The 14,062-nt window shown below is 38.6% G+C and carries 13 protein-coding genes; 4 read left to right on the forward strand and 9 right to left on the reverse strand.

Translation table 11 applies throughout. The features are described 5' to 3' along the window. Positions 1-4: 4 nt before the first annotated feature. From Q9M50_00990 to Q9M50_01005, 4 genes are all read right to left on the reverse strand, one after another. Entirely contained in the window at positions 5-622 is a 618-nt protein-coding gene (locus tag Q9M50_00990; protein ID MDQ7089212.1) for a hypothetical protein, read from the reverse strand. Beyond that, positions 622-1,992: a hypothetical protein gene (locus tag Q9M50_00995; protein ID MDQ7089213.1), complete on the reverse strand. Its 1,371-nt coding sequence runs from the start codon at positions 1,990-1,992 to the stop codon at positions 622-624. The genes Q9M50_00990 and Q9M50_00995 overlap by 1 nt, the downstream gene beginning before the upstream one ends. A 2-nt stretch (positions 1,993-1,994) precedes the next feature. Next, positions 1,995-2,231, reverse strand: coding sequence for a hypothetical protein (locus tag Q9M50_01000; GenBank protein ID MDQ7089214.1), 237 nt, complete (start codon positions 2,229-2,231; stop codon positions 1,995-1,997). Positions 2,232-2,313: 82 nt separating this feature from the next. Next, positions 2,314-5,085, reverse strand: a complete 2,772-nt coding sequence (locus Q9M50_01005; protein MDQ7089215.1) for a cytochrome C — start codon at positions 5,083-5,085, stop codon at positions 2,314-2,316. A 323-nt stretch (positions 5,086-5,408) separates the two neighbouring features. Between Q9M50_01005 and Q9M50_01010 the strand changes: the two genes are divergently transcribed. Further along, a complete protein-coding gene (locus Q9M50_01010; protein MDQ7089216.1) occupies positions 5,409-6,149 on the forward strand; it encodes a DUF3581 family protein in 741 nt (246 codons plus the stop codon). Positions 6,150-6,183: 34 nt separating this feature from the next. Here the strand turns inward: Q9M50_01010 and Q9M50_01015 are convergent, their stop codons facing one another. Both Q9M50_01015 and Q9M50_01020 read right to left on the reverse strand, forming a co-directional pair. After that, the gene (locus Q9M50_01015) at positions 6,184-7,014 is read right to left on the reverse strand and encodes a S1-like domain-containing RNA-binding protein (GenBank protein MDQ7089217.1); all 831 of its coding nucleotides are present in this window, start codon (positions 7,012-7,014) and stop codon (positions 6,184-6,186) included. A gap of 29 nt (positions 7,015-7,043) precedes the next feature. After that, the gene (locus Q9M50_01020) at positions 7,044-7,412 is read right to left on the reverse strand and encodes a hypothetical protein (GenBank protein MDQ7089218.1); all 369 of its coding nucleotides are present in this window, start codon (positions 7,410-7,412) and stop codon (positions 7,044-7,046) included. Positions 7,413-7,562: 150 nt separating this feature from the next. Between Q9M50_01020 and Q9M50_01025 the strand changes: the two genes are divergently transcribed. The 3 genes from Q9M50_01025 to Q9M50_01035 are packed head-to-tail and all read left to right on the forward strand — an operon-like array spanning position 7,563 to position 10,407. Then, positions 7,563-8,330, forward strand: a complete 768-nt coding sequence (locus Q9M50_01025; protein MDQ7089219.1) for a 4'-phosphopantetheinyl transferase superfamily protein — start codon at positions 7,563-7,565, stop codon at positions 8,328-8,330. Further along, positions 8,327-9,151: a sulfur oxidation c-type cytochrome SoxA gene (gene soxA, locus Q9M50_01030; GenBank protein ID MDQ7089220.1), complete on the forward strand. Its 825-nt coding sequence runs from the start codon at positions 8,327-8,329 to the stop codon at positions 9,149-9,151. Before Q9M50_01025 ends, soxA begins: the two co-directional genes overlap by 4 nt. Next, the gene (locus Q9M50_01035; protein MDQ7089221.1) at positions 9,148-10,407 is read left to right on the forward strand and encodes a molybdopterin molybdotransferase MoeA; all 1,260 of its coding nucleotides are present in this window, start codon (positions 9,148-9,150) and stop codon (positions 10,405-10,407) included. Before soxA ends, Q9M50_01035 begins: the two co-directional genes overlap by 4 nt. An 853-nt stretch (positions 10,408-11,260) precedes the next feature. On the opposite strand, the gene Q9M50_01040 is transcribed toward Q9M50_01035, so the two are convergent. From Q9M50_01040 to Q9M50_01050, 3 genes are all read right to left on the reverse strand, one after another. Continuing rightward, complete coding sequence (locus Q9M50_01040) at positions 11,261-11,533, reverse strand: transposase family protein (protein ID MDQ7089222.1); 273 nt, start codon at positions 11,531-11,533, stop codon at positions 11,261-11,263. 149 nt (positions 11,534-11,682) lie between these two features. Further along, positions 11,683-12,186 carry a transposase family protein gene (locus Q9M50_01045; GenBank protein MDQ7089223.1) on the reverse strand — a complete coding sequence of 168 codons (504 nt, stop codon included), beginning with the start codon at positions 12,184-12,186 and terminating at the stop codon, positions 11,683-11,685. A 699-nt stretch (positions 12,187-12,885) separates the two neighbouring features. Next, the gene (locus tag Q9M50_01050) at positions 12,886-13,926 is read right to left on the reverse strand and encodes an IS110 family transposase (protein MDQ7089224.1); all 1,041 of its coding nucleotides are present in this window, start codon (positions 13,924-13,926) and stop codon (positions 12,886-12,888) included. Between the last annotated feature and the right edge of the window lie 136 nt (positions 13,927-14,062).

Consider the following 14,062-nt stretch of genomic DNA (forward strand, 5'->3'; position numbering starts at 1 on the left):
TTTCCTATTCCTTACTTCGATGGCAATCACGACAGAAAAAAGTGTTATGGCAACGGCCACAATTTCCTGACATCATTCGAGATTCCATCCCATGTCTTGATTGGTAGCCCATAGGATGATAATCATCACCACTGGTATCACGGCGTAAGTGACAATTGGTACAAAATGAGAGGTCTAAATGACAGGTTTTACAAATGGTTTCATCCTGTCGAGCATCTTCACTGTGATGTAAAATATAATCAAAATTATGGTCATCAGGCCATATTTTTTCAGGATCAGGATGACATAAATTACACCGCCACGGCGCTCTTAAATCATCGACATGGCAATCATGACAAATAGGTTCTAAGGCTTCATTGGCAATCGTTGTTAAGGCTTTTAAACGCGCTTCTTTAATCGTGCTATTGCTATTAAAGGTATGACATAACATGCAGCTATCACCTTCTTCATCCATCACTTGCATGTGAGCATTATGAGGATAAAAGATGTCGGCACGTTCTTCTTTGGCATTACGATTTTCCCACCAGCTTTTTTTATCGTCGGGCTTTTTATCGGGTAATTCATCACTGATGGCGGTGAAGCCGAGGAGTAAGGAGACGATCAAGATTAATAATTTAAACACTATTGACCTTTAGGTTTGAAGTTGTCGAAATAATAGGTCACTTGAAAACGCCCTAAATGCTCATCGCCAAAATTACTGTTACGGATGTAGTTGGTGTCCAATGACAGGACTAAGTTATTTTTTAACATATAATCCACTTTGATTTCGCCACCCAGCACGTTATTATCCCCATAGAGTAATTTATCTTCTTTACGAATAATGGCTTCCACTTCTAATGAAAGTTTTGAGGTGATCGCTTGCTTAAATCGGAATCCAAGGGTGTAAAGACTTTCATCGCCTAATTCAAGAAAATCAGCCGAAACAGTTGTTGTATTGCCTGACCACGGTTTAATTTTTAAAGCCGCATTAACACCATTACCTGTTCCTCCAATCTCTCGGTTACTATGGAGTCCTCCGAGTGAAATCGTGAGGGCTTCAAATAAGCGATAATCAAAACGCGCTCGTGATAACGCTTGATGTCCCAAGTTGGTATAATTATAAAAACGTTCTCTGAAACTGGGGTATGAGATTCGATTAGGATCATAAAGTTCATACGAATAACGTAATCGTAAATTTTTATTCACATCTAATTGAGTCTCAAAGAGCATATTTTCAAAAAAATGTTTATCCAGTCGATAGGTGGCTAATAAACGAATTTCAAATTTATCACTCAGCCAATTTAGAATCCGTCCCTCGGTGTTAAATCCGACAGAAAGACGGGTTTGGTCAATCAGCTTAACACTATCATCCGCATCAATTAAAAGCCCAATGTCAGTGGTATTATTAAACTGTTGAAACCCTAGGCGTAAGTCAATAACATCAAGGGCTAGAGGAAGCCAGTTGTTTCCTTCCCATCGTGGGGTATAGTGAAACATGACATCCGCGCCGTACAATAAATCGGCTTTTTCAGTTTTTAAATGATCTATTCGGCTGGGTTTGCCGCCATAGAGTCTAAAGGCAAGCCCTTTGTTTTTAGATTGATAATAAATTTCTGCGCCATCTAATAAATAAAACCCCAAATTATCAGAGCGTTGAAAGCGTCCTGCTTTGATAGTGGTATCCATAAACGAAAAGGTTTTTTCTATGAAGGCTTGATACGTTTTATAGCCACTTTCATAACCTATTCCAAATTCCGCTAGATCATCCGTTTTGGAGTCTAAATCACTTCCACGCAATAAAAAATCATAAGCGATTCGCCAATTATTGTTAGCCCCTCGATATTCATAGGTTCCCCATATCTCACTGGAATAACTGGTTTCGTTACTGATTCGGTTGTCTGCTTGAACTTTAGTCGTCAGTGATCCGTTCCAATTACCTGCGTGAGCTGTAGCGGACAAAAGTAATGTCCATAAAATGACTTTGACAAAAAGTCTAAGTGATTTTATACACATTCTTAGCTTATTTTTTCCTCGGAATAAAAATCATTCCCTTGACGTTTTTTTATCATTGCCCACGCAACTAATGAGCCTAACGCAACAACACAACTTCCACAGGTACTGCATAGCCCTTGTTTAGGAATAGTGCAATTGGATGAGGTTAGAATATGTCCCACAGCAATCCCAGCCCCTGCGGCCCAAGGCGCGACTTTCATTAGTCGAGTTGTTTGTTCGGTTTCAGTTTCTGTATTCATTTTATTCGTTTGGGTCGGTTATAAAAAATAGAGCGACTTTCGCCACTCTATTAATTAAGTTAAAACAAATTATTTAATGAGGTTAAATAACATCCAATATCGCACAATATTGCAACTGCGTGGTGGTAAAAATCAAATAACCATCACTTGCTTCGGTATGCGGGTTAAATGACACAATACTGCTTGGATCTAAGCGGCCTATTTGCGCCCCCGTTTTAGAACAAACGACATTGACTTGACTCGCAGATGAGGCTCTACCTGTATAAGGTATTTTCACATAAACAGGATCCAGTAAATTAGAAACTCTTGCTCTATCCTTATCTTTAGCAATAAAACCATGAATGCTTGAGGCTAATTTACTACCTGGAATAACACTTTCAACTAAAGCCGCTAAGTCAGCAGGAATACTGCTAATAGCTTGGGTTTCAATACGGTAGCTAGGAAATAATAAGCCAGCCATTCCTTTATTAATACCAAATACACTGGAACCTTTAAGGGCTTTACTACCTTGGTGTGTATCTAATAAGAAAATAGGAACATCACCACCGAGTGACGCAACCAGTTGATCTTTAATTCCACCTAACATGCCGATTTTAGCCAACGCGGGAACTAATGTGTTGGCTTTAAATTCAGCTTCTTGGAAATTTGCGCTGCTTCCTTTTAAGAAAGTAACAAATGGATCAAGACGTGAACTGTAAAGAATATCGCCGACATTTTCGGTTACTTTGCCATCCGCATGAACTTTATAAGTATCCATTTTAAAAACAATATAGCCTTCATCAACTAAACGTTTATCAGGAACAGTCGTCACTTCTTTAACAATACCCGTCCCTAAAATACCATCCGCTGCAACCAATGCGCTAAAGGCACCGCTTTGTTTGCGTGTATGACAACTTTCACATGGAACAGAAGATGTTGATGGACGTACATTATGAGACATAATATACATGTTCGAGGCTAACCAAACTTGTTGTACATTGGCGTTAGGAATTCCTTTACTCGCTAAAACACTGTCATACGCTTTTTTCAACGCAACAAAGGTTTCGTAGTTTTCAGGGGCGCCATAAGATGGGCCATGTCTGCCTTGTTTAAAGGTGACTTGTCCTAACTCATTCCCTTGTGCATCAACAATTGCGGCATATTCTTCATCCGCTGCATTTTTCCTGACTTCAAAAACAGCATCATTGTCTAAGCGTGATAATACATAGTCACTGTTTTTATCTTTCCAATAATAACGAATTTTAGGGTTATAAGGGAAGATTTTAGACTTACCATCTTCGGCTTGACGGTAGCGGAATAAGGTTTGAATCGGTGTGCCACGGGATTGCTTACCTGTAATATGACAAGCTTGACAACTAATTACATCCAAATGGGTTTTAGTAATGCTATCTAACTGAGCAAGCTCATAACCTGCCATGTCACCATTTGCTTTCCACAATTCTCTGTGAGCATCCTGCATATTGGCTTGACCCGATGGGACAATATTATTTATCATCGTGTCATGACAGTTCTCACAGCTTTTTGCATTCGGCGCATAATCTAAATCATTACGCACATCCATGTCGGAATTACCTTTCAAAAAGTTATGATCGGCACTTAGTTCCGCATTGGAAAACGTCGGTTTCTTATAGTTACGTGAGTGACAGGTATTACAGTTTTCAATCGCTCTAACTTGACCGTTGTCATCAGTAAATTCTTTACCTTTATGAACGTCATCTTGATAGTCTTCTTCAATAACACCATCATCATCAAAGGACGCGACAGCGGCATCACCAAAACCATAAAATCCACGGCGTGAATTACTAGTGCGATGACATAACATACAGTTATCATTACCAGGGAAACGTAGCATTGGAATATGGGCTTTGCCATTTTCATCAAAGGCAGCTGGGTTCCAATTCATCATTGGTTTGCCATTTTCGCCTAAAGCAAAAGTATAGCCTCTAGCATCCCCTTCTTTGCCTTCCTTAAAGTTACGCACCATATGCATTAACTGTAAACCTTCAGGCGCGTCAGGTTTGATATTATAAAATTCCCAAATAGGCGAAGTAGACTCTCTGAAAAAATCATTCCCTATTAAAATAGAACTTCTAGCTCTTTTGTAAAAATCAAGAGCAGAACTGGATTTATCGGATAAATCATTTAAGCCTAATCCTGCGCCACTTGCTGGAAATTTTTTCAAAGCGGAAAAATCGGCATGACACATCATGCAATCATTTTCAACGACACCTGTTTTTTTCCAATCCCAGCGAACAAGTTGTTTTTTTAATTCAGGGTCATGTCCTACCCCTGCAACATTAGATTTACGTTCAAAATAATCACCATCTAATGGCGTAATATGGGCTTCTTGTTTTTGGTCATAACGCATTCCGTTACGATCTTTTTCACCAAAACCACCTCCCGCATGACAACCCGCACAATCTTTTATAAAACCTGCTGCACCACGATCTTTAAATTCAACCGCATTAGCATTAGATTTTTTTGAAAGAATATTAGGGCGACTTCCACCCATACAAGAGTAGCCTCCAAAATAACCAGGAGAAACTAATTGAGGTAAACCTCTTTTCTTACCGTACATATCATCCGCTTCATCACGCCCCATTTCAAAATGGTAAGCATGAGTAATCGCATCATAATCATGACAGCCACTGGATCCACAACTGGACCGAGGGCTATAAGCATTCCCGGTTGTTAATACATGTTGTCCCTGTTCATCTAATAAAGGAATAGCGGGATGCATGACGGTTTTATCATAAGCATTTTCGGTGGCGGCTAAGGTCACCTGCGTAAATAGAAACAACATAAATGGTAATAAAAACCATTTATGTTGTCTAGGGGGGGATTTAGGTTGCATTATAAATTTTCCTTTTATTTTAGGATTACTAACGTTCAACTAATGGGAGGGTATTGTCATAATTGTTAATATTTACCAACGTTATGTTGGAATTTATCAAAAGTAATTTATTAGTGATCGCAATTTTCAGGCCAAAAGGTAACGTATTGAATATAAGGTCTTTTTTAGGAATAAAGACAGGGAGGAAAAATAGTGTGTTATATGGCCTATATTTAGTGTGTTAAATACCTCGAATTTAAGCTAAATTTAAAGATAGGGTACAAATTTAAGTTTTAATCTCTATAAAATAAAAAGTAGTGATACAATTCAGTTTTTTAGCTAACTTGAATGATTACTTTCAAATGTTTTTAGACCAATTTCACTGCATACACGAGAAACAAATTTTAATTAGTGCCGAGCAAGCGAGTCATTTTGCCAAGGATATTGCAAGAGACTTTAATCCCTTGCATGATGAAGATGCTAAACGCTTTTGTGTTCCCGGTGATTTACTCGTATCACTGGTTATTGCTAAATATGGCTTGAGTCAATCCATGCGTTTTACTTTTTCAGGAATGGTCGGCCATAATATTTCTCTGAATTTTCCTGAGACGGATGCGGATAGTTTTGATATTACGGATGACAATGGCAAAACGTATATGCAGGTTCACCGTCAGGGTGACGTGGCTAATGATGCGGACTTACTAGAGAGTTTTATTCGGGATTATGTGGCTTTTTCAGGGCCTAATTTCCCGCATATTCTTGTCCCTTTAATGGCTGAACAGCAGGTGATGATTAATACCACACGGCCTTTAGTTATTTATGAAAGTATGTCATTTGAACTTGAAACAATGGCGTTTAAAACCCCTGAATTACAGGCGATTGAAAATACCTTAAGTATTGAAGGAAAACGCGGCGATGCGCGGTTTCATTTTCAAATTAACTCAGAGAGTCATCAGAAGGTAGGCCGTGGATCCAAACGAATTTTAATCAGTGGAATGCGGGATTATAATCAAGAAAGTATTGAGCAATTTACGAAAAATTATTTAGCTCGAAAAGCCAATTATGAAGCGAAATATCGTTCATAAAAAATAAAGAGCCGTGACCCAGACGGCTCTCTCTTTAACGTAGAGATATGGATTGCTTATCCGTGGTAATCAACTGTTTTTTATATAAGGCGCCAATGGCTTGTTTAAAGGCTTTTTTACTGACCGCAAACGTCCGATAAATATCTTCAGGGGGACTTTTATCGCCTAACGCTAAATAACCATTTTGAGCGGTTAACTGAGCTAAAATGCGATCACTTAAATCACCTGTTTGAGTATGAACTGGGACAAGCGGTTGTAAGCTTATATCAAGTCGTTTATCGTCCCGAATTTTTTTAATGTAAGCGGTTAGTTTTTTACCTCGACGAAGCGGTTGAAAGACTTCATTTTCATAAATAACGCCCCAATGACTGTTTTCAACAATCACCTTAAAACCTAAATCCGTTTTATCGACAACAATAATATCAACTTGTTGGCCTTCTTTAAAATAAAAGGATTCATCAATAATGAAATGCTCAAAGCGAGCGGTCGCTGCAATACGATTTTTATCATCGACAAAAACTTTAACTAAATAAGATTTACCTAATTCAAGTGAATGACGTTGTTCATTAAACGGTACTAATAAGTCTTTTGATAACCCCCAGTCTAAAAAGGCACCCGCCTCGCCTATTTCAATTACTTTTAACCACGCAACCTCATCCACTTGTGCTTTTGGGGTATGTAGCGTTGCGGTTAGTTGGCCTTTTTTACCGTTGTAGATAAAAACAGTTAACGGATTGCCTACCGCCCAGTCTTTAGGGCGTTCATTTACGGGGAGTACAATATTTCCTAATTCTTCGCCGTCAAGATACAGCTCGTTATTATGTTCAATAGTCGTGAGCTGATTAAAGCGACCTATTTCTATCATCTGTTGTCCTTATTAGCACTAATTATGAATTAACCACCTGAATTTTCAGATTCGCCCGAATCCTCTTCAGACTGATTATTTTCTGATTTATCCTCAACCTTTTTAGTCGGCATGGTTACGTTAATTTCGGTATGACTTTTATCACTCGCCTTTGCCGCGTCATCCTTCTTTTTTTTGTGATCTTTTAAATCGTGGTTTAATTTTTCAACCGCAGCCTTAACTCGTTTCTTATTGACGGGGACAATGTCTACTTTATTTTTTTCAGCGGCCCCCTCGGCTTTAGAACAGGGTTTTTCTTGATAAGTATAGCGTCCCTCAACTTTTCCTGGGCATTTATAAACGCGTGCTTCTGCAATACCAATACTGGCAATAAGCAACGGTAAAATTAATAATTTCATAGCGTACCCTTTTTAAATTTAGCGAATAAAAAAATAATACTACCACTAAGGTGGATTGATTAATAGGGAATGAATTGAGCATTTTTGACGGTCAGGTATAATTTTAAGTGACAGCCGTCTCAAAATTATAAATTACGTTATAAAAATATAATGCTTACTTTGCCCTTTAATGAAATTCACCTTTGGTTTACTTTTCCGCATAAAGTCAGTGATCTGCACTTACTGTCACGCTATCGACAGCTTTTAAGCTCCGATGAACAGCAACGCTGGCAACGGTTTCGTTTTCAACAACATCAACATCAATATTTAATGACACGGGCATTAGTACGCACTACCTTATCACGCTATTTAGACGACCCGCCTGAAAACTGGCAATTTTCAACCAATCAATACGGTAAACCGAGCATAACGCCCGCTCGTGATTTATTTTTTAATCTTTCTAATACGGAAACGTTGATCGTTTGCGCACTAAGTCGGCAACCTAATATAGGGGTAGATGTTGAAACCCAACAGCATAGAAGCCATCCTGTTGACATTGCCCAACGATTTTTTTCACCGCATGAAGTGGATGAATTATTAAAGGGGCCAATATCAAGCCAACGGCAGCGTTTTTTTCAATATTGGACGTTAAAAGAGTCGTATATTAAAGCAAAAGGCATGGGCTTATCGCAGCCTTTAGAGCAATTTTCATTTAGTATTAATCTTGATAAAAAGAGATTGAAACTGAGCTTTGATGAAAAATTAAAAGAGGTTTCGAGTCATTGGGATTATTGGTTATTAGACATCAATGCTCAACATTATGGTGCGATTTGTATTTATAATCCACAGCAGACTGTTTATCAACTTAAAGCAAAGGGGGTTGTCCCTTTAGAAACAGAAACTCAATTTGATTACACTTTATTAGCGATGTCTGAATGATAATTCGATTAATTTATTTATGTTTATTACTCCCTGTATTCGCGCTGAATGCGGCCCCTTTAGATGATTTACAGGCGTTTAGAACCCATTATCAGCAGCGTTTCCCCCAATTAATCTTAGAAGATTATGCGGATGGGCTTTATGCGATTGATTCGATTTCTCGACAATCATGGCTAGAAATTGAACTATTTCCCCCTTATGAATTTGCAATAGAAGCGGGTAAGTTGCTTTTTGAAACGCCGTTAAAAGAGGGGGTATACTATGCGGATTGCTTTAAAAACAAAGGCTTAGGGATTGCGCATCTTTATCCTTTATGGAGTGAGAAACAGGGTGAAGTAATTACCTTAGCAAAAGCGATTAATGATTGTCGCGTTCACTATCAATTACCTAAATTAGCCTATCAAAAAGGGGAGATAACACAGTTATTAGCTTACATGGCCTATACTTCGCGGGGAAAAAAAATTAACATTACTATTCCTGATAAGCCTAAAGCATTGGCCGCTTACGAACAAGGTAAAGCCTATTATTATCAACGTCGGGGGCAATTAAATTTTTCCTGTGCGTTATGTCATGTTACTTATGCGGGTCAACATATTCGATCGGAAGTCTTAAGCCCTGCTTTAGGTCACACCAGTGGTTGGCCGACATATCGTTTAAAATGGGGTGAAATGGGAACATTACACCGACGTTTTATTGAGTGTCATCAGCAAATTCGGGCAACAGCTCCCGAAGCTCAATCCATTGAATTGCGTAATTTAGACTATTTTTTAACCTTTATGGGGCAAGGTGTTCCCATTAATGCTCCGAGTACTCGACGATGATTAAAAAACAAATAAGTTGTGATGATATTTATGAAACAGGATTACTTTCTGTTGAGCAGGCGTTAAAGACAATTTTGAAGTCGGTTCACACCTTGAACGATTCGCAACAACGTCCAATTGAACAAGCGGTTCAGTGTTGTTTAGCTGAAAACATCTATGCGACCTTTGATGTTCCGTCACATAAGAATTCAGCGGTTGACGGTTATGCGGTGCTGGATGACGATATTCCCAAACAAGGGACTCTGCAATTAAAAGTAGTTGGACAGGCGTTTGCAGGAAAGCCTTATCAAGGGGAAATACAAGCAGGTGACTGTTTACGCATAATGACTGGGGCCGTCTTACCCTCAAAAATGAATACGGTTATTATGCAAGAACACGTTGATGCTAAGGGTGATTTTATACAGATAGACGCGAATCATCACTTGGGTCAAAATGTTCGACTAGCTGGGGAAGATTTAACACAAGGAGCGTGTGTTTTAAAGGTAGGAAAGCGATTAACGCCGCCTGATATAGGTTTATTGGCCTCATTAGGTCTCGCTGAGGTGAGCGTAAAACGTAAATTACGGATTGCTATTGCCTCAAGTGGGGACGAGGTCTTTGCATTAGGGGAGCAACGTTCGTCAAGTGGACTTTACGATAGTAACCGTTACAGTTTATTAGCGGCTTTAACGCGACCTGACATAGAGGTTATTGATTTAGGTATTATTGCCGATGATCCTTATGTGTTATTAGCGACGTTTCAAGAGGTTGCTAAACGTGTTGATTTAATTATCTCGACAGGCGGGGTTTCGGTGGGGGATGCGGATTATACTAAATCGGCGTTACAAGCCACAGGGACGGTTGATTTTTGGAAGATTGCGATTAAACCTGGTAGGCCGCTGGCTTTTGGACATATTAATCAAACGGCTTTTTTTGGGTTACCGGGTAATCCTGTTGCGGTGATGGTGACATTTTATCAATTTGTTATTCCTGCGATAGAAAAAATGATAGGGATGACGGATAAACCGATTGTGCCAATTTTTAAAGTAAGGGCCTTAGAAACGATACGTAAACGGGCTGGGCGCACAGAAGTACAACGGGGTATTTTAGAGCAAGATTCAACGGGGGAATGGACGGTTAAAACAGCAGGGAGGCAAGGATCGGGAATTTTATATTCGATGAGTTTGGCGAATGCTTTTATTTTGCTTGAGCATGAGCAAGCTACAGTTAATAAAGGTGATTATGTTAATGTTCAAGCTTTTTCTGGGTTGTTTTAATAAGGCTGATTAATGGTGTGGATTTAGTATGAACACAGCAGAAAAAATTATCCGTAATGCTTACGGTTTACCTGAGCCTGTGGTATTAGAGGTTTTACATTTTTCAGAGTTTTTAAAAGTGTGAATTCAAAGGTAACCCCTCCTATTTTATTTTTAGTCATAAACCCAAGTACATTTAATAGCGTGCTATGTTTATTCGGAAGTTCTAGTACGGCAATGAGGGACTAACTCCAACATTTAATCTAAGTCTAGTAGTCGTTCCACCTTATAGAGGGGAAGCCCTTTCATTTTTTTATTGACATTTTTAAATTAGAGTTTAGAATGATTCTTTAAGTAAAATATATTCGTCTGAATATCCAGCTAATAGCAGAATATGTGGGTGAATCTACCTGAAAAATTTAAAAATGGGCAAAATTACCTGAATTTCTGGCTATGTCGGGTTATTCGGGCGAAAGTGCCTACTAATAAATTGTTATCAGGTCGAGCGAGACAACGACCTGATAATGCGTCTGTGAGCGGATACCGTACGCCAAACTTGCCATCAAGCACCTAAGCGGCGACCTGATAACAAGTCTGTCGAACGGACGAAACTCGCAAACTCTTTCGCCGCTCACAGACGCATTATCAGGTCGAGCGAGACAACGACCTGATAATGCGTCTGTGAGCGGATACCGTACGCCAAACTTGCCATCAAGCACCTAAGCGGCGACCTGATAACAAGTCTGTCGAACGGACGAAACTCGCAAACTCTTTCGCCGCTCACAGACGCATTAAGTGTTTTGTGCATCCCACCTAACAATTTTTTTATTTAATTGGATGCGGAGAATTAATAGACTTGTTCTTTAAGAAGAAGTTAATATATCATGTTAAAATTCCATAGGATAGCCGCTAAAAAAGAAAATAAATCTTTTACACCTTCTTTTTTATTTCTAAACTTGTCAACTAGGCATCTATATCTTTTCATTCCACCGATTACATGCTCAACAATGACTCTTTCACGACTCATCTCTTTGTTTTCTTTTTTTTGATTTTCTGTTAATGTTGGGTTTGGATTATGCTTAGATTTATTTGGTTTTTTATGAGGAATATTTACCGAATTAGTTTTATATTCATTATTAAACCCCAAATAACCTAAATCAATAAATATATTAAAATTACTAAACCAATTTAATTCTGGATTAAATTCTTTTTAAACATTCCATAATCATGATTTTTACCGGAAAACTAACCCCAATATATAAAATTAAATGACCTAAAGAAGCTATAGTGGTATTTTTAATTGTATGCTGTTTTTTTACCACTGTAAAATTCATTTTGTTCTTCATAGTCACTAGGGCGTTGTACAGCACGCTCTGTAGCATCTATTATCAATGTTTGAACTCCGCCAAAAGCCTGCTGCATTTCTTCAGGGGTTGAAAAACTTGTTGCAGGTAAAACATTAAATATATCTAACGTCTTTATTAAAATTGGAAATAATTTGTATACATGAGTATGGGCGCATGATTTATTCATATTAAAAGAAAACCCTAAGTGATCGAAAGTAGAATAGCACTTCATATAATTTAATATAAATAATAATTTGTCTGCGGGTTTTTTTAATGTGCTATCTAAACCACTACCGTATTTTCTTTCTTTATTTTCATGTTTTTCTTTTTGATCTTCAATAAGGGTCTTTTCAAATAGAGATAATAGTAAAATAAAATGTTCTGTTTTTAATCCTGTTAAAGCTCTTAACTGTCTATCATCATAAATTCTTGGTAAAATTTCTTTTATTTTCATGTTATACTTTGATTTTTATTTTTTATAGAAATTTATTATAAAGCTTATTTATTATTTTTAATAATTTAATTTAAAGTTTATTTATTAGGCTGTATCAACTGATTGTGAATGTTATCAAGTATATATAAGCAATTGATTTTAATATATTTTATTTAGAAGAACAAGTCTAATGTTATGAAAAACTTAAATGCTGGTACAGCACCTGTAAATGCTCCAAGTAAAACTGGTAATCCTTCTGGTGGCGGTAGAGGAAATAACCCACCAAAACCAAGTTAATTTTTCTACACCGCAAATCAAGAGAAAATCTACACTTCTTGGTTTGCGGGTTTTGAATTATTTGCAATCTTAGAAATTGCAAATAGTTTAATGTAAACAACACTTAACAAAAAAATCAAGCGGACATATATGGTTCGTCCCGTATTGCAAGTAAAGTTTTTTCGTGACATAAAAAAATAGTGCAGCCATATATCCGGCTTTTAAATGAGGCGCTGAAAGCCCTCTAGCCCTGATGGAATCCGCGCATTTTCTCCTCATCAGCTAAACGACCTCGAAGGTCTCCGTCCGCTACAGGTTGCTGGAAATGCAGGTGTTACCTTTTATGCCATCACTTAAACTTTATCTACGCAATTCGTTGTAAACTGATCGTTTGTTCTGTTGCTCGTCTTTAAAAAGTGGATTCGATTTTTCCTAACTAAAATCCTAAGTACTCTTGATGCAGTAATCTTCTTGCTTGCTCAATACCGCCCATGCGATACGCGCGTTTTTGTTGGCGATGGCAACTGTGAAAATATTTTCGCCGCGCCGTTCCTTTAAACTGACAATCCATTTATTACGCTTGTCTTCGTATTTATGCGCTACCCGTAACATCGAGCGTCCACCGTGAATCAGCAAGGTGCGCAGATAAGTGTCGCCGCGTTTGCTAATCCCTAACAATGTCGGCTTGCCGCCTGTGGAATGTTGCCTCGGCACCAGCCCTAGCCATGCCGCAAGTTCGCGTCCATTTTTAAACACATTGATGTCGCCAATCGCAGCGATTAAAGCCGTGGCAGTTAACAGTCCGACACCGGGAATAGTGAGTAATCGTTGGCAGTTTTCATTCTGAGCGCAGACCTGTTTTAACTTGATTTCGATCGAATCAATCCGCTCATTGAGGTGCTTCATTTCATCGTAAAGCTCTTGCAATAATTCTCGAAATATCGGTGAAAGTTGGTTTTCTGCATCCTCTAGCAACTCAGGAATAATCTTACTGACCGAGTGAATGCCTTGCGCAATGATGATGCCATATTCCATCAGCAAGCCGCGAATTTGATTCGCTTGCGCAGTGCGTCGCCCAATCAACTGGCTACGAATGCGATGCATACATTGAATATCCTGCTGCTCAACACTTTTACTGGGGACAAAGCGCATCGACTTCCGTTGCACAGCTTCGCAAATTCCTTCCGCATCCAAGGCATCGCTTTTGTTTGATTTCACATACGGCTTCACAAATTGTGGAGCCATAATTTTGACCGTATGCCCAAATTGAGAGAAAATGCGCTTCCAATAATTCGCGCCGCCGCAGGCTTCAATGCCAATTAAACACGGCGGCAGATTAGCGATAAAGGCACTCAGCTTGTTGCGTGTGAGTTTCTTTTTCAGACACACGTTATCGTCTTCATCCACGCCATGTAGCTGAAAACTATTCTTCGCCAAATCAATCCCTAAGACGGCGATATTTTTGTTTGAATTAACTTTGCTCATGACTATGACCTCACACTTGTGCTGAAAATGAATAACGGTTATTATCATCCCTTTTAGGGCGGTTGTAAAAGTGGGACGAACCATTCCATTAGCTAAAAGCGTCAATCGGGTCGGGGTAACGGGATTGCGCCCGTTA

Source organism: Methylococcales bacterium, assembly GCA_030949405.1.
Lineage (GTDB): Bacteria > Pseudomonadota > Gammaproteobacteria > Methylococcales > Methylomonadaceae > WTBX01.